Annotated in this window: 17 protein-coding genes; all 17 read left to right on the top strand. The window is 71.5% G+C overall.

What is annotated here, in order from left to right:
• Positions 1-1,544 (top strand): DEAD/DEAH box helicase (locus DBR36_RS04075; protein ID WP_146185219.1); only part of this gene is annotated, 1,544 nt, incomplete at its 5' end.
• A gap of 66 nt (positions 1,545-1,610) precedes the next feature.
• A complete protein-coding gene (locus DBR36_RS17565; RefSeq protein ID WP_181373469.1) occupies positions 1,611-2,153 on the top strand; it encodes a hypothetical protein in 543 nt (180 codons plus the stop codon).
• 34 nt (positions 2,154-2,187) lie between these two features.
• Positions 2,188-2,985 carry an aspartyl protease family protein gene (locus tag DBR36_RS04060; protein WP_108317672.1) on the top strand — a complete coding sequence of 266 codons (798 nt, stop codon included), beginning with the start codon at positions 2,188-2,190 and terminating at the stop codon, positions 2,983-2,985.
• Between the two features lie 128 nt (positions 2,986-3,113).
• Positions 3,114-4,700: a Rieske 2Fe-2S domain-containing protein gene (locus DBR36_RS04055; RefSeq protein WP_108317671.1), complete on the top strand. Its 1,587-nt coding sequence runs from the start codon at positions 3,114-3,116 to the stop codon at positions 4,698-4,700.
• A gap of 264 nt (positions 4,701-4,964) precedes the next feature.
• Positions 4,965-5,495, top strand: coding sequence for a bifunctional pyr operon transcriptional regulator/uracil phosphoribosyltransferase PyrR (gene pyrR, locus DBR36_RS04050; protein WP_108317670.1), 531 nt, complete (start codon positions 4,965-4,967; stop codon positions 5,493-5,495).
• Positions 5,492-6,460 (top strand): aspartate carbamoyltransferase catalytic subunit, encoded by a 969-nt coding sequence (locus DBR36_RS04045; protein ID WP_108317669.1) that lies wholly within the window; start codon positions 5,492-5,494, stop codon positions 6,458-6,460. Before pyrR ends, DBR36_RS04045 begins: the two co-directional genes overlap by 4 nt.
• On the top strand, positions 6,457-7,779 hold the full coding sequence (locus DBR36_RS04040; RefSeq protein ID WP_108317668.1) for a dihydroorotase: 1,323 nt from the start codon (positions 6,457-6,459) through the stop codon (positions 7,777-7,779). The genes DBR36_RS04045 and DBR36_RS04040 overlap by 4 nt, the downstream gene beginning before the upstream one ends.
• Entirely contained in the window at positions 7,776-8,279 is a 504-nt protein-coding gene (locus DBR36_RS04035; RefSeq protein ID WP_108317667.1) for a hypothetical protein, read from the top strand. The genes DBR36_RS04040 and DBR36_RS04035 overlap by 4 nt, the downstream gene beginning before the upstream one ends.
• Positions 8,276-9,448 (top strand): glutamine-hydrolyzing carbamoyl-phosphate synthase small subunit, encoded by a 1,173-nt coding sequence (gene carA / locus DBR36_RS04030; protein WP_108317666.1) that lies wholly within the window; start codon positions 8,276-8,278, stop codon positions 9,446-9,448. Before DBR36_RS04035 ends, carA begins: the two co-directional genes overlap by 4 nt.
• Positions 9,441-12,728 carry a carbamoyl-phosphate synthase large subunit gene (gene carB, locus DBR36_RS04025; RefSeq protein ID WP_108317665.1) on the top strand — a complete coding sequence of 1,096 codons (3,288 nt, stop codon included), beginning with the start codon at positions 9,441-9,443 and terminating at the stop codon, positions 12,726-12,728. The genes carA and carB overlap by 8 nt, the downstream gene beginning before the upstream one ends.
• Positions 12,725-13,585 carry an orotidine-5'-phosphate decarboxylase gene (gene pyrF / locus DBR36_RS04020; protein ID WP_108317664.1) on the top strand — a complete coding sequence of 287 codons (861 nt, stop codon included), beginning with the start codon at positions 12,725-12,727 and terminating at the stop codon, positions 13,583-13,585. The genes carB and pyrF overlap by 4 nt, the downstream gene beginning before the upstream one ends.
• The gene (gene gmk / locus DBR36_RS04015) at positions 13,578-14,483 is read left to right on the top strand and encodes a guanylate kinase (protein WP_108317663.1); all 906 of its coding nucleotides are present in this window, start codon (positions 13,578-13,580) and stop codon (positions 14,481-14,483) included. Before pyrF ends, gmk begins: the two co-directional genes overlap by 8 nt.
• Before the next feature lie 114 nt (positions 14,484-14,597).
• Positions 14,598-14,852 carry a DNA-directed RNA polymerase subunit omega gene (gene rpoZ, locus DBR36_RS04010; RefSeq protein ID WP_055837405.1) on the top strand — a complete coding sequence of 85 codons (255 nt, stop codon included), beginning with the start codon at positions 14,598-14,600 and terminating at the stop codon, positions 14,850-14,852.
• 116 nt (positions 14,853-14,968) lie between these two features.
• A complete protein-coding gene (metK, locus tag DBR36_RS04005; protein WP_108317662.1) occupies positions 14,969-16,162 on the top strand; it encodes a methionine adenosyltransferase in 1,194 nt (397 codons plus the stop codon).
• 2 nt (positions 16,163-16,164) lie between these two features.
• Complete coding sequence (locus tag DBR36_RS18040) at positions 16,165-16,344, top strand: hypothetical protein (protein WP_108317661.1); 180 nt, start codon at positions 16,165-16,167, stop codon at positions 16,342-16,344.
• Positions 16,341-18,323, top strand: a complete 1,983-nt coding sequence (locus DBR36_RS03995; protein WP_108317660.1) for a hypothetical protein — start codon at positions 16,341-16,343, stop codon at positions 18,321-18,323. The genes DBR36_RS18040 and DBR36_RS03995 overlap by 4 nt, the downstream gene beginning before the upstream one ends.
• 60 nt (positions 18,324-18,383) lie before the next feature.
• Positions 18,384-19,225: methionyl-tRNA formyltransferase (gene fmt / locus DBR36_RS03990; protein ID WP_108317659.1), on the top strand; the 842-nt coding region annotated here is incomplete at its 3' end.

Here is a 19,225-nt window from a genome sequence, read left to right as displayed (position 1 = left end):
AGGACCTCGCGGACGAGTCCGAGGCCGCGATCGAGTGGCGGGGCCTCGCGCGCGCGCTGGCCGACGTCACCGCGGTGCCCGCGTTGCCGACGCCGCCCGGCTTCCTCGCCGAGCTGCGGCCGTACCAGCGCGAAGGTCTGTCGTGGCTCGCCCTGCTGCACGGGCATCGGCTGGGCGGCATCCTCGCCGATGACATGGGGCTCGGCAAGACCCTGCAGCTGCTCGCCCTCATCGCGCACACGCGCACCCTGCCCGATCCGCGCCCCTGGCTCGTGGTCGCACCCACCTCGGTGCTGCCGACCTGGCGCGACGAAGCCGCCCGCTTCGCGCCCGGACTGCGCGTCGCGGTCGTCGAGGCGACATCCGTGCGGCGTCGGCAGACCATCGCCCACATCGCCGCCCGAGCCGACATCGTCGTCGCCCCGTACGGCGTCGTCCGGACGGATGCCGACGAGTTCGCCGTCCCGCACTGGTCGGGTGTCGTGCTCGACGAGGCGCAGTTCGTGAAGAACCCCGCGACGCGCGTGCACCGCGCCATCGCCGCCCTGCGCTCCGATGCCGTCTTCGCCGCGACCGGGACGCCGGTCGAGAACGGCCTCGACGACCTGTGGGCCCTGCTCTCGCTGACGGCACCGGGGCTCTTTCCCTCGATCCGGCGGTTCCGCGAGGACTACACGCGCGCGATCGAGCAGCTGCCCACCGATCAACCGACGGCCCTCTCGGCCGCGGCGGCGAGCGCGCACCGCGAGAAGACGCTCGATCGTCTGCGTCGCCGCGTGCGACCGTTCCTGCTGCGCCGCACGAAGGACGTCGTGGCATCCGATCTGCCGACCAAGCAGGAGCAGCAAATCACGGTGGCCCTCTCGCCCGCTCACCAGGAGCTCTACGACCGCGTCCTGCAGCGGGAACGCCAGAAGGTGCTCGGGCTGCTCGACGACCTGGACCGCCAGCGCTTCATCGTCTTCCGCTCCCTGACGCTGCTGCGCATGCTGGCGCTGGCCCCGGGGCTCGTCGACGAACGCGACGCCCACCTGGGGTCCGCCAAGCTCGACGAGTTGCTGGAGCGACTGGTCGAGATCGCCGCCGAGGGGCACCGTGCCCTGGTGTTCAGTCAGTTCACGTCGTTCCTCGATCTCGCGGCCGAGAGATTGGATGCCGCCGGCCTCGCATACGCGCACCTCGACGGCAGCACGGCTCGGCGGGGCGAGGTGGTGGAGCGTTTCCGCGCGGGCGAAGCCCCCGTGTTCCTCATCAGCCTGAAGGCCGGCGGCTTCGGTCTGACCCTCGTCGAGGCCGACTACGTCTTCCTGCTCGACCCGTGGTGGAACCCCGCGGCGGAGTCGCAGGCGATCGACCGCACGCATCGCATCGGCCAGATCAGGAGCGTGTTCGTCTACCGGCTCATCGCGGCGGGCACGGTCGAAGAGAAGGTACGCGCGCTGCAGCAGCGCAAGGCCGCGCTGTTCGACGCGGTGATCGACGATGACGACGCGTTCGCGGCGTCGCTCGAGGCGGATGACATCCGTGCGCTGCTGGGAGAGTGAGACCGGTGGGCGGGTAGTCTCGCACTCCCGGTCGACGAACGATCGACCGAAGAGGCGGGGGGCGACATGACGAGCACCGAGCCCGGCTACCACCCACCCGCTTTCCCGCTCTTCGAGGCGGTGTTCCCCGACGAGGTGTCGGAACCGCGGCGTTGGCTCTCCGGCTGGAACGGCCTCACGACCGCCCCCGCCACCGACGTGACGCTGGCGGCGCGGGGCGAGAGGGCCACGGCGCTGGTGACCTCGTCCCGGTGGGCCGCTGTCGACGACGCGCGGATGTCCGGGTTCCTCACACTGACCGCGTTCCGCGTCCCGGAACTCCCCGACTCCACCGCCGAGCTCGTCCGGCTCGCCGAGGATGACGGGCGGTGGGATGCCGGCACCCTCGACGTCGACGGTCGCGCGCTCCCCGCCCTGGCGACGAGCGTCGGAGGGGTGACGGTCGCGTGCTGCGTGGATCCGCCGGCCGGGGTCGGCGTCGTCGTCGTCGCGGTGGGTGCGGTGGCCCTGCGTCGGCTGGTCCCGGCGCGGCGGACGGCGTATCCCGCCGATCCGTTCATCGCCCACCGCTACGCGGACCTCCCCGCGGTCGACGACCTCGTCGGATGACCGCGACCCCCGCGCCCGTCCCCAGGATCCTCGAATGACTCTGTACACGCGTATCGACATCGTTGCCGATGACGAGCTCGACGGTGCCACGACCGTGTGGGCGGACGTGACGATCGACGGATTCCCTCACCGGCTCGTGGTCGATACCGGCGGCGCGACGAGCAGCCTGGTCGCCGACGAGACCACGGCGCACCTGCGACGTACCGTTCGGGAGCGCCCGGGTGGACGCGGCGCCTTCGCCGCCGGTGGCGCGTCGCACCGGGTCGACGCGCGCTGGATGCAGGTCGGACAACTTGGCGTGAGAGAGCCGCGATTCGACCTCGAAGAGCATCCCGCGGCGCGGCCGATCCTCGGCCTCGACGTCCTCGCGCGGCACCGCCTCGATTTCGACTTCGCGCGCGGCACCCTCTGCTTCGATGCGACGGACGCCCCCGACGCGCGGCGACCGCTGGCCCAATCGCCCTCCGGTCATCCCTTCGTCGGCGTGACATGGGGAACCGTCGAAGTGATGGCGCTCTGGGACTCCGGGGCCGACGTCTCGCTCGTGGATGCAGGCTTCGCACGGCGTCACGCCGAACTGTTCCAGCCGATTGAGACCGCCGACGCCGGCGACGCGCGCGGTGCCCAACGCGCCGTCGTCCTGGCGCGGGCCGATGCCCTGACGATCGGTGGTCGTCGTTTCGCGCCGTCGGTCGTCGCGGTGACGGACCTCACCGGGCTCGGTGGGCCCGGTGCGGGGCCCCTCGAGGTGATCCTCGGCATGCCGGTACTGCGCGGCGCCGCGTGGGCCCTCGATTTGCGCGAGGGCTGGTGGGGTTTCGCGGGAGAGTGACCAAGAGGGTACGTCCGGCCGCGGGCACCGGAGGCTGGCATCCATCCTCCCGACACCCCGCGCTCCCCGAACCCTTCCAGCCGGCCCCGCGTAGACTCGTCAGGTTCCGTCCACGACACAGGAGCGACATGAAGATCACCGGCCTCGGCCACGCGGGCATGTTCATCGAGACGCGGGGCGGCAGCATCATCTGCGACCCCGTCATCGGTCCGAGCTTCTTCGGCTCGTGGTTCCCGTTCCCCGACAACCGCGCCCTCGACTGGGAGCGGTTCGGCAAGGCGGACTTCCTCTACATCTCGCACCGCCACCGCGACCACTTCGACCCGGCGATGCTGGAGCGCTACGTGTCGAAGGACATCAAGGTGCTGCTGCCCGAGTACCCCACCGACGACCTCGAGCAAGACCTGCTGGCCCTCGGCTACACCAACCTCGTCCGCACCGAGGCGGGCGTGCCGTTGCAGTTCGGCGACCTGAAGCTCATGGTGACGCCGCTGCGCGCGCCGTCCGACGGGCCGATCGGCGACTCCTCGCTGTCGCTCGACGACGGCACGGCATCCGTGCTCAACCAGAACGACTCGCACCCCCTCGATCTCGAGAAGCTGTTCGACTTCGGCAAGCCCGACGCGTACTTCACCCAGGTCTCGGGAGCTATCTGGTGGCCCATGGTCTACGACCTGCCCCAGGATGCCAAGCAGAACTTCGCTCAGCTCAAGCGCGACGCGCAGAACAAGCGCGCGATGTACTACATCGACAAGGTCGACGCGGAGCACGTCTTCCCGATGGCCGGTCCGCCGATGTTCCTGCGCGAGGAGCTGTTCCGCTACAACGGCACGGGGCTCGAAAACGACTCGATCTTCACCGACCAGCGTGAGTTCCTCGCGCACATGAAGCAGGAGCGCCCCGACCAGAAGGGCTACCTGTTCCTGCCGGGCACCGAGGTCGAGGTGCAGGGTTCGGACGTCACGGTGACGCAGACCCTGTACACGGATGCCGAGATCGAACGCGTCTTCGGCGACAAGTGGAACTACCTCGCCGAGCAGCGCGACAGCCGTCAGGACGAGATCCGCGCCGAGGTCGCCACCCGCGCCGACGTCATCCCGCCGGCCGAGATGCTCGCCGCGCTGAAGGAGTGGTGGGAGCCGCTGCTCCGCCGCGCCCGGACCATCCGCAACGGCGTCGGGGGAGTGGTGCGCTTCCGCATCGGCGAGCTCGACATGGTCGTGGACTTCCCCAAGGCGAAGCTGCGCGAGTACGCCGGCGAGGAATGCATCTACTGGTACACGATCCCCGCCGACCTGGTCTCGACGAACATCCGCGACCACGAGATCGACTGGTCGAACTCGATCTTCCTGTCGATGCAGTTCGAGGTCGGACGCTCGGGCAAGTTCAACGAGTTCCTCACGACGTTCCTCAAGTGCCTCTCGCGCGACCGCATCGAGTACGTCGAGAACTGGTACGCCGAGCAGAGCGATCAGACCGAGGATGCCGAGATCGACGGGTGGACCGTGCAGCGTCGGTGCCCGCACCTGCGCGCCGACCTGACCAAGACCGGCAAGATCGAGAACGGCGTGCTGACGTGCTCGCTGCACGACTGGAAGTGGGACCTCGAGACCGGTCGGTGCCTGACGACGACGGGTCACCCGATCCGTTCGACGCCGATCCGCACGACCGCCAGCGGCGAGCGCGCCGCGGCCGCGCAGGTCGCCGCGGGCTGAACCCCGCCCGCTCGCCACGCCCCCGGGGTGCGCCACATCACGTGATCTCGCCGACACGCCGTGCCTTGGCATGTGACCTCGCCGAGATCACGTGACCTCGGCGGGGCAGGACGTAACCGGCCCGGCTGCATGTCGGCGCGGCCGCACGCGTCGAGCGCGCCCGTGCGACGCCGACCCCGCGCCGTCCAACGCCACCCGCTAGACTCGACGAAGAACCACAGCAACCTTTAACCCCGTCCCGTGAGGCGGAGAAGGGAGCAGCGGATGAATACGCGCACCGTCATGCACGATGCCGATATCGCCCGCGCTTTGACGCGCATCTCGCACGAGATCCTGGAGTCCAATAAGGGACCGGAAGGTCTCGTCCTCCTCGGCATCCCGACCCGCGGCGTCACGCTCGCGAACCGGATCGCCCCGATGATCGGCGACTTCGGCGGCGCACAGGTCCCGGTCGGCGCGCTCGACGTGACGATGTACCGCGACGACCTGCACCGCAACCCGACGCGAGCCCCGCGGCGCACCGAGATCCCCGTCGGCGGCATCGACGGCAAGACCGTCGTGCTCGTCGACGACGTGCTGTTCTCGGGCCGCAGCATCCGCGCCGCCCTCGACGCCCTGCAGGACATCGGGCGCCCCGCCGCGGTGCGCCTGGCGACGCTCATCGACCGGGGCCACCGCGAACTCCCCATCCGCCCCGACTTCGTGGGCAAGAACCTGCCGAGCGCGCGCGACGAACGCGTCAACGTCCGACTCGCCGAGGTCGACGGCGTCGAAGAGGTGACGATCGAGTCATGAGGCACCTGCTCGATACCCAGCACCTCTCGCGCGCCGACGCCCTCGAGATCCTCGACGTCGCCGAGGACATGGCCGACACCCAGCGCCGCGAGGTCAAGAAACTTCCGACGCTGCGCGGCAAGACCGTCGTCAACCTCTTCTTCGAGGACTCCACGCGCACCCGCATCTCGTTCGAGGCCGCCGCCAAGCGCCTCTCGGCCGACGTCATCAACTTCTCGGCGAAGGGCTCGAGCGTCAGCAAGGGCGAGTCGCTGCAGGACACCGCCCAGACGCTGCAGGCGATGGGGGCGGATGCCGTGGTCATCCGCCACGGCGCGTCCGGGGCCCCGCGCACCCTCGCGACGTCCGGGTGGATCAGCGCCGGCGTGGTGAACGCGGGCGACGGCACCCACGAGCACCCGACGCAGGCTCTGCTCGACGCCTTCACGATCCGAAAGCGCCTGCACGGCGATGCCAGCCGCGGCCGCGACCTCGACGGCATCCGGGTCACGATCGTCGGCGACGTGCTGCACTCCCGCGTCGCCCGTTCGAACGTGTGGCTGCTGCACACCCTCGGCGCGCACGTCACGCTGGTGGCTCCGCCCACCCTGGTGCCGCAGGACGTCAGCGGCTGGCCGATCGAGGTCGAGTACGACCTGGATCGCGCGATCGCCGCCGCTCCCGACGCGCTCATGATGCTGCGCATCCAGCTCGAGCGCATGTCGGCGGCGTATTTCCCGACTGAACGGGAGTATTCCCGGCGCTACGGACTGGACGCTCGGCGTTTGCAGGCCCTGCCGGGCGGTAGCATCGTTCTACACCCCGGTCCGATGAACCGGGGCCTGGAGATCTCCGCCGAAGCCGCCGATTCCCCGCGCTCGACGGTGCTCGAGCAGGTCACGAACGGTGTCTCCGTGCGGATGGCCGTGCTGTACCTGCTGCTGGCGGGCGAGCGGCCCGACAGCGAGAGAGAGGACCTCCGATGAGCCACGCCACCCCCCAGACCCTTCTGGTGCGCGGCGCGCGCGTCGAGGGTCAGGATGCCACCGACCTCCTCGTCCGGGACGGCGTCATCGCCGAGACCGGGTCGGGCCTGTCGCACGCCGGTGCGACCGTCGTCGACGCCGATGGGCTGATCGCCCTCCCGGGCCTGGTCGACCTGCACGTGCACCTGCGGGAGCCCGGGTTCGAGGCATCCGAGACGATCCTCACGGGTTCGCGGGCGGCCGCGGCGGGCGGTTTCACCACCGTCTTCGCCATGCCGAACACCTCGCCCGTCGCCGACACCGCCGGGGTGGTCGAGCAGGAGCTGGCCCTCGGCGAGGCCGCCGGCTACGTGCACGTGCAGCCGATCGGGGCCGTGACGGTGGGGCAGAAGGGCGAGCGGCTCGCCGAGCTCGGCGCGATGGCCGACTCCCGTGCCCGCGTCCGCGTGTTCAGCGACGACGGCTTCTGCGTCTTCGACCCGCTCATCATGCGCCGAGCGCTGGAGTACGTGAAGGCGTTCGACGGCGTGATCGCCCAGCACGCGCAGGACCCGCGCCTCACCGAGGGCGCGCAGATGAACGAGGGCGCCGTCTCGGCCGAGCTGGGCCTCACCGGCTGGCCCGCCGTCGCCGAGGAGTCGATCATCGCGCGCGACGTGCTGCTGGCCGAGCACGTCGGCTCGCGCCTGCACGTGTGCCACCTGAGCACCGCGGGCTCGGTCGACATCATCCGCTGGGCCAAGAAGCGCGGCGTCAACGTCACCGCCGAGGTCACCCCGCACCACCTGCTGCTGACCGACGAGCTCGTACGCGACTACGACCCGCGCTTCAAGGTCAACCCGCCGCTGCGCCGCGAAGAGGACGTGCTCGCCGTGCGCGAGGGTCTCGCCGACGGCACGATCGACATCGTGGCGACCGACCACGCCCCGCACCCCGCCGAGGCGAAGGCCTGCGAGTGGGCGGCCGCGGCAAACGGCATGGTCGGCCTCGAGAGCGCGCTGCGCGTGGTGCACCAGGCGATGGTCGAGACGGGCCTGATGACCTGGGCCGACGTGGCGCGCGTGATGTCGGCGACGCCCGCGCGCATCGGCCGACTCGACGGTCACGGCACGCCCGTCGCGGCCCGTCAGCCCGCGACCTTCACGCTGTACGACCCGCGCCCCACGCGGACGTTCGCGGTCGCGGACCTGCGCGGTCGCAGCACGAACTCGCCGTACCTAGGCCGGGAGCTCCCCGGCGAGGTGCGGTGGACCGTGCGCGCCGGCATCCCGACCGTCGTCGACGGCGCGGTGCTCGACGCCCCCGGGGCGCTCGCGTGAGTCGCGAGGGCGCCCTGCTGGTCATGGCCGGCATCGCCGTCGTCCTGCTCGCGCTGCTCGCGTGGGCCTGGGTGCGACGAACGCGGCGCGATGCGCGCTACTCCGTCCCGGTGGGGGAGCTGCCCGCGGACGCCGTCGAGACGGCGGTGTTCCCGGGGCTCTACGTCGCCACGACCCGTCACGACGAGCCGCTCGAGCGTCTCGCCCTCAAGGGTCTGGGCTTCCGCTCCCGCGTCGACGTCACGGTCACCTCGGCCGGCGTCGCGCTCGACCTGCCGGGCCAGCCGCGCATCGCGCTCACCCGCGACCGCCTCGTGGATGCCGCCCAGGCCACCGTCGCCATCGACCGCGTGGTCGAGCGCGACGGGCTGACCCGCGTCAGCTGGCGCATCGACGACGACACGGTCGTCGACACCTACCTCCGACCTCAGGATGCCTCGGCGAAAGCCCTCGCCGACGCCATCCGTCCGCTCATCACCTCGACAGGAAGCGACGCATGACCGCCCTGATCCCTTCCGCGCTGTCCGCGCGCGAACCGGCCGTCCTCGTGCTCGAAGACGGCACCCGCTACACCGGCCGCGCGTACGGCGCGCGCGGCGAGACCCTCGGCGAGGTCGTCTTCGCCACCGGCATGACCGGGTACCAGGAGACCATCACCGACCCGTCGTACGCCGGACAGATCGTCCTGCAGACCGCCCCCCACATCGGCAACACCGGCGTGAACGACGAGGACCCCGAGTCGCGTCGCATCTGGGTGGCCGGCTACGTCGTGCGCGACCCCTCGCGCATGGTGTCGAACTGGCGCGCGAACCGCTCGCTCGACGAGGCGCTCGTCGAGGACGGCATCGTCGGCATCTCGGGGATCGACACGCGCGCGGTGACGCGACGCATCCGCTCCTCGGGCAGCATGCGCGGCGGCGTGTTCTCGGGTGAGGCCGCGAGCCTCGACGCCGACGAGCAGCTGCGCCGCGTGCGCGAGGCGCCGGGCATGGCGGGCCGCAACCTGTCGGCCGAGGTCTCGGTCACCGAGGTCGAGGTCACCCCGGCCACCGCCGAGCGCATCGGCAACCTCGCGGTGCTCGACCTGGGCGTGAAGAAGTCGACCATCGACAACCTCGCGGCGCGCGGGTTCGACGTGCACGTCTTCCCCCAGTCGGCGACCATCGACGAGATCCGCGCGATCGAGCCGGTCGCGGCGTTCTACTCCAACGGTCCCGGCGACCCCGCGGCATCCGACCAGCATGTCGAGCTGCTGCGCGCGGTGCTCGGCGACGGCCTGCCGTTCTTCGGCATCTGCTTCGGCAACCAGCTGCTGGGTCGTGCCCTGGGCTTCGGCACCTACAAGTTGCCGTTCGGTCACCGCGGCATCAACCAGCCCGTGCTCGACAAGACCACCGGCCGCGTCGAGATCACCTCGCAGAACCACGGCTTCGCGGTCGAAGCCCCCCTCGACGAGATCGTCGACAGCCCCGCGGGCTTCGGGCGCGTCGAGGTCAGCCACATCGGCCTCAACGACAACGTCGTCGAGGGTCTGCGCGCCCTCGACATCCCCGCGTTCAGCGTGCAGTACCACCCCGAGGCCGCCTCGGGTCCGCACGACGCCAACTACCTGTTCGACCGCTTCCGCGACATGGTGATCGCTGATCAGGAGACCAAGACCAATGCCTAAGCGCGACGACATCCGCTCCGTCCTCGTCATCGGCTCCGGCCCGATCGTCATCGGTCAGGCCTGCGAGTTCGACTACTCCGGCACCCAGGCCTGCCGCGTCCTGCGCGAAGAGGGGGTGCGCGTCATCCTCGTCAACTCCAACCCGGCGACGATCATGACCGACCCCGACTTCGCCGACGCGACCTACATCGAGCCGATCACCCCCGAGGTCATCGAGTCGATCATCGCCAAAGAGAAGCCGGATGCCGTCCTGCCCACCCTGGGCGGGCAGACCGCGCTGAACGCGGCGATCCAGCTGCACAAGCGCGGCATCCTCGAGAAGTACGACGTCGAGCTCATCGGCGCGGACTTCGACGCGATCAACCGCGGCGAGGACCGTCAGATCTTCAAGGAGCTGGTGCTGGAGGCGGGCGCCGATGTCGCGGCATCCGTCATCTGCCACTCGATGGACGAACTGCTCGCCGGTGCCGAGAAGCTCGGTTACCCGCTGGTCGTCCGCCCCTCGTTCACGATGGGGGGCCTGGGCTCGGGCTTCGCGTACGACGAGGCCGACCTGCGCCGCATCGGCGGTGCGGGCCTGCACGACTCGCCCACCAACGAGGTGCTGCTCGAGGAGTCGATCCTCGGGTGGAAGGAGTACGAGCTCGAGCTCATGCGCGACACCGCCGACAACACGGTGGTCGTCTGCTCGATCGAGAACGTCGACCCGGTCGGCGTGCACACCGGCGACTCGATCACCGTCGCGCCCGCGCTGACGCTGACCGACCGCGAGTACCAGAAGCTGCGCGACATCGGCATCGACATCATCCGCGCGGTGGGCGTCGACACCGGCGGCTGCAACATCCAGTTCGCCGTCCACCCGAAGACCGGCCGCATCATCGTCATCGAGATGAACCCGCGCGTGTCCCGCTCGAGCGCGCTGGCGTCGAAGGCGACGGGCTTCCCGATCGCCAAGATCGCCGCGAAGCTGGCGATCGGCTACCGCCTCGACGAGATCCCGAACGACATCACCAAGGTGACCCCGGCGAGCTTCGAGCCCACGCTCGACTACGTCGTGGTCAAGGTGCCGCGGTTCAACTTCGAGAAGTTCCCCGCCGCCGACACCACGCTGACCACGACCATGAAGTCGGTCGGCGAGGCGATGGCGATCGGCCGCAACTACACGACCGCCCTGCAGAAGGCGCTGCGCTCGCTCGAGAAGCGCGGGTCGAGCTTCCACTGGGGCGAGGAGTCGCGCTCGGTGGAGGAGCTGCTCGAGATCGCGAAGACCCCGACCGACGGCCGCATCGTCGTGCTGCAGCAGGCGCTGCGCAAGGGCGCCACGCCCGAGCAGGCCTTCGACGCCACCGCGATCGACCCGTGGTTCATCGACCAGATGGTGCTGATCAACGAGGTCGCGGAGTTCATCGCCGCCGCCTCCGAGCTGGATGCCGACACCCTCCGCGTCGCGAAGGAGCACGGCTTCAGCGACGCGCAGATCGCCGAGCTGCGCGGTCTCGACGAGGCCGCCGTCCGCGAGACCCGCTACGCGCTGGATGTGCGCCCGGTCTACAAGACCGTCGACACGTGCGCGGGGGAGTTCCCGGCTCTGACGCCGTACCACTACTCCTCGTACGACGCCGAGACCGAGGTCACGCCCTCGGACCGCACCAAGGTCGTCATCATCGGCTCGGGCCCGAACCGCATCGGCCAGGGCGTCGAGTTCGACTACTCGTGCGTGCACGCCTCTTTCGCGCTGGCGGATGCCGGGTACGAGACCGTCATGGTCAACTGCAACCCCGAGACCGTGTCGACCGACTACGACACGAGCGACCGCCTGTACTTCGAGCCGCTGACGCTCGAGGACGTCCTCGAGGTGCTGCACGCCGAGAGCCAGTCGGGCACGATCCTCGGCGTCGTCTGCCAGCTCGGCGGCCAGACGCCGCTGGGCCTGGCGAAGGGCATCGAGGCGGCCGGGTACACCATCCTCGGCACGAGCCCCGAGGCGATCGACCTCGCCGAGGAGCGCGAGCTCTTCTCGCGCCTGCTCGACGACGCCGGTCTCGTCGCCCCGCGCAACGGCACCGCGATCGACGTCGAGGGGGCCGTCCAGGTCGCCGAAGAGATCGGGTACCCGGTGCTGGTGCGCCCGAGCTTCGTGCTCGGCGGTCGCGGCATGGAGATCGTCTACTCGACCGAGGCGCTGCGCGACTACTTCGTGCGCGTGGCCGACCAGGCGATCATCGGCCCCGGCCTGCCGCTGCTGGTCGACCGCTTCCTCGACGACGCGATCGAGCTCGACGTCGACGCGCTGTACGACGGCACCGACCTGTACATCGGCGGGGTGATGGAGCACCTCGAAGAGGCCGGCATCCACTCCGGCGACTCCTCGTGCACCCTGCCGCCGGTGTCGCTCGGCCGCACCGAGGTCGACCGCGTGCGCGAGGCGACCTTGGCGATCGCGAAGGGCGTGGGCGTGCGCGGACTGCTGAACGTGCAGTTCGCGATCTCGGCGGGCGTGCTGTACGTCATCGAGGCGAACCCGCGCGCCAGCCGTACCGTGCCCTTCGTGTCGAAGGCGCTCGGCATCCCGCTCGCCAAGGCGGCCAGCCGCATCATGGCCGGCAGCTCCATCGCCGAGCTGATCACCGAGGGACTGCTGCCCGCGCAGGACGGCTCGCGCGTCCCGCTCGACGCGCCGGTCGCCGTCAAAGAGGCGGTGCTGCCGTTCAAGCGCTTCCGCACCGCCGACGGCCACACCGTCGACTCGGTCCTCGGCCCCGAGATGCGCTCGACCGGTGAGGTCATGGGCATCGACCGCGACTTCCCGACCGCGTTCGCGAAGAGCCAAGAGGCGGCGTACGGCGGCATGCCGACGTCGGGGACCGTGTTCATCTCGGTCGCCGACGCCGACAAGCGCGCCGTCATCCTGCCCGCTCACCGTCTGCAGGAGCTCGGCTTCTCGCTCATGGCGACCGAGGGCACGGCCGAGATCCTCGCGCGCAACGGCATCCGGGTGAAGGTCGTCGAGAAGTACTCCGAGACGCAGGGCTCCGGCGAGCAGAACGTCGTCGACCTGATCAACGCCGGAGAGATCGACATGATCGTCAACACCCCCTCGGGCGGGACGGCCCGCGCCGACGGCTACGAGATCCGCGCCGCCGCGGTGGCCGCCGACAAGGCGCTGTTCACCACGATGGCCGTCCTCGGCGCCGCGGTCAGCGCGCTGGGCGCGATGAAGGACGGCTTCGCCGTCCGCAGCCTCCAGGAGCACGCCACCGATCGCGCGGGACGCCTGTGAGCGACACGTTCGGTCAGCGGCTCTCGGCCGCCCTCGACCTGCACGGTGCCCTGTGCGTCGGCATCGACCCCCACGCCGCACTGCTGTCGGCGTGGGGGCTGGATGCCACGGCATCCGGTGCCCGCGACTTCGGCCTGCGGGTGGTCGAGGCCGCCCGCGGCCGCGTCGGCGTGGTCAAGCCGCAGGTGGCGTTCTACGAGCGGTACGGGTCGAAGGGGTTCGCGGCGCTCGAGGACGTGATGGCCGCCGCCCGCGAGGCGGGCCTGCTCGTCATCGCGGACGCCAAGCGCGGCGACATCGGCACGACCATGGAGGGCTACGCGCACGCGTGGCTCGAGCCCGGTGCTCCTCTCGAGGCGGATGCCGTCACCCTGTCGCCCTACATGGGCGCCGACTCGCTGCGCGACACGCTCGGCCTGGCCGTGCGACACGGCAAGGGCGCGTTCGTGCTCACCGCGACGAGCAACCCCGAGGCGCGTGCGCTGCAGAGCGCGATCGTCGACGACGCCCTCGCCGTGGGCGATCGCGAGCACGTCGCCGCGCGCGTGGCGCACGACGTGAACGAGGCGAACATCGGCGCGCCCGGGGCTCTGGGCCCGGTGGGCGTGGTCGTGGGGGCCACGGTCGACCGCGGCGCCTTCGGGCTGGGCGACGTGGCGCTGGCCGGCATGCCGATCCTCGCGCCGGGCTTCGGTGCGCAGGGCGCCGCCCCGTCCGACCTGCGCCGTCTGTTCGGCTACGTCGCCAAGGGCGTCGTGGCGAACGAGAGCCGCAGCATCCTCGCGGTCGGACCCGACCGTCTCGCCGCCCGCATCGACGAGCGCGCCGCGCTCTACCGGGAGTCCTTGAATGGCTGAAACCCGTCGTCCGCCCGAGGTCGACCGCGCCGCCGCGTCGCGACGCGCCGTCGAGGCCCGTCGCGAGCGCGCCGCTCTCAAGCGCGACGTCTCGACGCGCGTCATCTCTCCGCAGGAGCTGCTGCGGCGGGCCCTCGCCGACCCGCAGTCGGCGGCCGGCGCGATGCGCGTGACCGAGTTCCTCACGGCGATCCCCGCGATCGGCGAGAGCAAGCGCGACCGCATCCTGACCTCGTTGAACATCTCGCCCGTCAAGCGCCTCGGGGGTCTCGGTACGCGCCAGCGCGACGCGCTGCGCGCCTACCTCGACGCGCGCTGGCCCGAGCCCGGTCCGCGCGAGGGACGCAGCCGCCTGATCGTGCTGGCCGGTCCGACCGCGGTCGGCAAGGGCACCGTCGCCGCCCACATCAAAGAGAACTACCCCGAGATCCACCTCTCGGTGTCGGCGACGACGCGCTCACCCCGGCCCGGCGAGGTCGACGGGCAGCACTACTACTTCGTCGACGACGCCGAGTTCGACCGCCTCGTCGCGGCGGGGGAGCTCCTGGAGTGGGCCGTGGTGCACAACCAGAACCGCTACGGCACGCCCCGAGAGCCCATCGAGCGCGTGCTCGCGGCCGGCGGAACGGCCCTTCTCGAGATCGACCTGCAGGGCGCCCGCCAGGTGCGGGCGGCCGACCCCTCGGCGACCCTGGTGTTCCTGCTCCCGCCGAGCTGGGACGAACTCGTCGACCGTCTGGTCGGACGGGGGACCGAGGATGCCGAGGAGCGCGCGCGTCGCCTGCGCACCGCCCGCGTCGAGCTCGCCGCGCAGAACGAGTTCGACTACCGCGTCGTCAACGAGGACGTGGCCTCCGCGGCTCGCGACGTGGTGGCGCTGGCGTCCGCGCAGCACTGACGACGACCCGCGACGCCCCTCGGCACGGGCCGGGTCGGCGTCGGCTAGAATAAGAGGATGCTTCGGCGCTCGTCGCGCCGCATCCACCCCATCCGCCGAACCAGGAGGTTCCCCATGGCCGGACGTGACAAGGGCATCATCGACCCGCCCATCGACGCTCTGCTCGACAAGGTCGACTCGAAGTACCAGCTCGTCATCTACGCGTCCAAGCGCGCGCGTCAGATCAACGACTACTACTCCGACCTGCACGAGGGCAACCTCTTCGACAACGTCGGCCCCCTGGTCGACTCCACCGTCGAGGACAAGCCCCTCACCATCGCGCTGCACGAGATCCACGAAGACAAGCTGCGCCTGCGCGCCGCGGAGTGATCCACACCCGCGCACTCTCGTGATCTGTTCACAGATGTGACGATGCCCCGGGCGGCTCACCGCCGCCCGGGGCATACTTGTGCCCGTCCCCGCCCCTTCAGCCCTCCGGAGTCGTCTTGACCGACCTGCGCCTGTTCACGTCCGAGTCCGTCACCGAAGGACACCCCGACAAGATCTGCGACCAGATCTCCGACAGCATCCTCGATGCGATCCTCACCGAAGACCCCTCCGGTCGTGTCGCCGTCGAGACCCTCGTCACGACGGGTCTGGTGCACGTCGCCGGCGAGGTGTCCACGAGCGCCTACGTCGAGATCCCCGCGATCGTGCGCGACGTGGTCACCCGCATCGGGTACACCTCGAGCGACACGGGGTTCGACGGCGACTCGTGCGGCGTCAGCGTGTCCATCGGCGCGCAGTCCTCCGACATCGCCGCCGGCGTCAACAAGGCCTTCGAGCAGCGCGAGCGCGGCTCCGTCGACCCGCGCGACCTGCAAGGCGCGGGCGACCAGGGGATCATGTTCGGCTTCGCCACGAACGAGACCCCGCAGCTCATGCCGATGGCGGCGTGGACCGCGCACCGCATCGCCGAGCGGTTGGCATCCGTCCGCAAGAGCGGAGAGCTCGCGTTCCTGCGTCCCGACGGCAAGACCCAGGTCACGCTCGGCTACGACGGCCTCGTTCCCCGCTCGGTCGATTCCGTCGTGCTGTCGACGCAGCACCACCCCGACATCTCGCAAGAAGACCTGCGTGCCGAGGTGCAGGCCGCGGTGATCGATCCCGTGCTCGCCGAGACGGGTCTCGACCTGCCCGACGTGAAGTACTACATCAACCCGGCCGGGCCCTTCGTCATCGGCGGCCCCAAGGGCGACGCCGGGCTGACCGGGCGCAAGATCATCATCGACACCTACGGCGGCGCGTCCCGTCACGGCGGTGGGGCGTTCAGCGGAAAGGACCCGTCGAAGGTGGACCGATCTGCGGCCTACGCCATGCGGTGGGTCGCCAAGAACGCCGTCGCCGCGGGGCTCGCCGACCGCCTCGAGGTGCAGATCGCGTACGCGATCGGCAAGGCCAACCCCGTCGGTCTGTACGTCGAGTCGTTCGGCACCGCCCACGTGGCCGACGACGTCATCGTGCGGGCGATCCGCGAGGTATTCGACCTGCGCCCCGCGGCCATCGTCGAACAGCTCGACCTGCTGCGCCCGATCTACGCGCAGACCGCCACGTACGGCCACTTCGGTCGCGAGCTCGCGGACTTCACCTGGGAGCGCACCGACCGCGTCGACGAGCTGCGCGCGGCCGCCGGACTCTGAGCGTGGGTGGGGGAGTCCGCCCCGCCCGCGGATCGATCGGCGACCGGTCGACGACCGGGATGCCGCTGCGGGCCGCGGACGGGCGTCGTCGGCTCGGCGCGACGGCGGCGCTCGGCCTGACGGCGGCGCACGGCCTGACGGCGGCGCTCGGCGCAACGGCGGCGCTCGGCGTGTCGTCATGAGCGAGCGTCGGGTCGCGCGGGTGCAGCTGGAGTCGTCGGTTCCGCAGCTCGACCGCCTGTTCGACTACGCCGTCCCGCACCCGCTCGTCGCCGACGTCGCCCCCGGGGTGCGGGTCAAGGTGCCCCTGCGCTCCGCGGGCCGCATGATGGACGCCTTCGTGGTCGAGGTCGTCGCCGACGACGGCACCGAGCGCCCGCTCTCGGCCGTCGAGGCCGTGGTCTCGCCGATGCCGGTGCTGCCCGAGCGTCTGTACACCCTCGCCCGTCGCGTCGCCGATCGTGCCGCGGGCTCGGTGAGCGACATCCTGCGCCTGGCCGTCCCGAAACGCATGGTGCGCGCCGAGAAGGCCTGGGCGGCGGCCCCCGCGCCCGAGGCGCCCGAGATCGTCCCCGCCGCGCGCGAGCGCGCCGAGACGACCCTCGCTGCGTATCCCGGCCTCGCGACGGCCCTCGACGCGGGCGAACGCCTCGCCGTCGACGCCCCGCCGCGCCCGCACCCCGAGCTGCCGCGGGGCGCGTGGGCCGACCTGCTGGCCGCCGCGGCCGTGCACACGCTGGCGCGCGGGCGCAGCGCCGTGCTCGTCGTGCCCGACTACCGCGATCAGGCGCAGCTGCTCGCCGCCCTGGCCGAGCTCGTCGCGCCCGAGGCCGTCGTCCGCGACGACGCCGATCAGGCCGGTCCGGCACGCTACGCCCAGTACCTGCGCACCCTCGCGCCCGTCCCGTGCATCGTCGTCGGCCGCCGCTCGGGCGTGTACGCGCCCGCGCACGACACGGGCCTCGTCGCCATCTGGGACGACGGCGACACCCTGCTGGCCGAGCCGCTGGCGCCGGGGGTGCACGCCCGCGACGCGGCGCTGGTGCGTCAGGAGCTCGAGCACTCCGCGCTGCTGTTCGCCGGTCACACCCGCACGACCGACGTGCAGCGGCTGGTCGACGTGGGCTATGTGCGCGACCTCCCTCAGGCTCGCCGGCCCAGTCCGCGCGTGGTGCTCAGCGCCACGAGAGAGGGCGAGCAGCGGCAGTCGCGCGTGCCGTCCTCGGCCTTCGCCGCCGCTCGCGAAGCGTTGCCGCAGGGACCGGTGCTGGTGCAGGTCGCGCGCCCCGGCTACGCGCCCTCGCTCGTCTGCGCCGATTGCCGCCGTCCCGCGCGCTGTCAGCACTGCGCGGGTCCTCTGCGCGCGTCCCGGCCCGGAGCCACGCCGGTGTGCGCCTGGTGCGGGCGCAGCGCCCACGCGTGGGCGTGCGGACACTGCGGCTCGGTCAAACTGCGCATGGCCTCCTCGGGCAGCGAGCGCACCGCCGACGAGCTGGGGCGCGCGTTCCCGAACACGCGTGTGATCGTCGCGGACGGCGCGCATCCCGTCGCCGAGGTCGACGCGGCCCCCGCACTGGTGATCGCCACGCGCGGAGCCGAACCCCTCGCGCGCGGGGGATACCGGGCCGTGATCCTGCTCGACGGCGACCGGATGCTGCAGAACGAGGCGCTGCGCATCGGCGAGCACTGCCTGCGGTGGTGGTCGAACGCCGCGGCCCTCGCCGCCCCCGGCGCGCCGGTCCACCTCGTCGGGGTCGCCGGTCCCGTCGCGCGAGCGCTCGCGACCTGGACGCAGCCGGCGTACGCGCGCGCCGAGCTCGCAGACCGTTTCCCCCTGCGGATGCCGCCCGCCGTGCGCGTGGCGAGCGTCGACGGACACGCCCGGAGCGTCGACGCGCTGCTGTCGTCGCTGCGCGAGACGGTCCCCGATCTCGACCCCCTCGCCATCCTCGGCCCGGTCGACACCTCGACCGACCCCGACGCCTCGACCTCGCGCGCCCTGGTCCGTTTCGACTACGCCCACGGTCGCGCCGTCGCCGACGCGCTGCGCGCGGGGGTGATCGCCGACGCCCTGCGCGCCCGCAAGTCGCGCAAGGATCGCGGTCCCCGCCCCCGCAGTACGCTCAGAGTCCGCCTCGACATCCCCGAGCCCGACCTCTGAGCGGGCGAGCAACGATCGCCCCGTCATCACCCGCCCGCTCCTGAGAGCCTGAGGAGAACCATGCGCCTCGTCTTCGCCGGTACCCCCGCCGTCGCCGTCCCCTCCCTGCGTCGACTCGCCGCCGGTCGCCACGACCTCGCCGCCGTCGTGACCCGCACCGACGCCCCTCTCGGGCGCAAACGCGTCCTCACCCCGTCGCCGGTCGCCGAGGCTGCAGAAGAGCTCGGCATCCCGGTGCTCAAAGCCGACCGCCTCGACGCCGACGTCACCGCGCAGGTGGGCGCACTCTCGCCCGATCTGGGCGTCATCGTGGCGTACGGCGGGCTCGTGCGCGAGCCGTTGCTGTCGACGCCGACGCATGGCTGGATCAACCTGCACTTCTCGCTGCTGCCCAAGTGGCGCGGCGCCGCGCCCGTCCAGCGCGCGCTCATCGCCGGAGACCCCGTCACCGGGGCGAGCGTGTTCCAGCTGGTCGCGGCGCTGGACGCCGGCGACGTCTTCGCCGAGGAGCGCTACGAGGTGCCGTCGGGGGCCACCTCGGCCGACGTGCTGGACGACCTCGCGCGCATCGGCGCCCCGCTGCTCGATCGCGTCGTCGATGCGATCGCCGACGGCACCGCTCGGGCCGTTCCGCAGACCGGCGAGCCGACGCTCGCCCCCAAGCTCACCCTCGAGGACGGCGCTCTGGATCTGTCGCAGGATGCCGCCTCCCTGCTGCATCGCATCGCGGGCGTCACCCCCGAGCCCGGAGCGCACACCACGTTCGACGGCGCCCGGTTCAAGGTGCTGCGGGCGTCGGCCTCGGACGCGCCCCCGATCCCTCCCGGCCGGGTGGTGGCATCCGGCCGCGAGGTCGTCGTCGGCACCGGCACGACGCCCCTGCGGCTCGAGAGCGTGCAGCC

This window comes from Microbacterium sp. HMWF026 (assembly GCF_003061325.1).
In the GTDB taxonomy this organism is placed as follows: Bacteria; Actinomycetota; Actinomycetes; order Actinomycetales; family Microbacteriaceae; genus Microbacterium; species Microbacterium testaceum_E.
The sequence above is the reverse complement of the archived record's forward strand: the minus strand, read 5'-3'. Positions and strand labels throughout refer to the sequence as shown.

Coding starts and splice junctions, on each gene's coding strand:
- DBR36_RS17565 (WP_181373469.1), top strand. CDS start 1,611: ATGACGAGCACCGAGCCCGGCTACCACCCACCCGCTTTCCCGCTCTTC.
- carB (WP_108317665.1), top strand. CDS start 9,441: ATGCCTAAGCGCGACGACATCCGCTCCGTCCTCGTCATCGGCTCCGGC.
- DBR36_RS04060 (WP_108317672.1), top strand. CDS start 2,188: ATGACTCTGTACACGCGTATCGACATCGTTGCCGATGACGAGCTCGAC.
- carA (WP_108317666.1), top strand. CDS start 8,276: ATGACCGCCCTGATCCCTTCCGCGCTGTCCGCGCGCGAACCGGCCGTC.
- gmk (WP_108317663.1), top strand. CDS start 13,578: ATGGCTGAAACCCGTCGTCCGCCCGAGGTCGACCGCGCCGCCGCGTCG.
- DBR36_RS04055 (WP_108317671.1), top strand. CDS start 3,114: ATGAAGATCACCGGCCTCGGCCACGCGGGCATGTTCATCGAGACGCGG.
- DBR36_RS03995 (WP_108317660.1), top strand. CDS start 16,341: ATGAGCGAGCGTCGGGTCGCGCGGGTGCAGCTGGAGTCGTCGGTTCCG.
- DBR36_RS04045 (WP_108317669.1), top strand. CDS start 5,492: ATGAGGCACCTGCTCGATACCCAGCACCTCTCGCGCGCCGACGCCCTC.
- pyrR (WP_108317670.1), top strand. CDS start 4,965: ATGAATACGCGCACCGTCATGCACGATGCCGATATCGCCCGCGCTTTG.
- DBR36_RS04040 (WP_108317668.1), top strand. CDS start 6,457: ATGAGCCACGCCACCCCCCAGACCCTTCTGGTGCGCGGCGCGCGCGTC.
- rpoZ (WP_055837405.1), top strand. CDS start 14,598: ATGGCCGGACGTGACAAGGGCATCATCGACCCGCCCATCGACGCTCTG.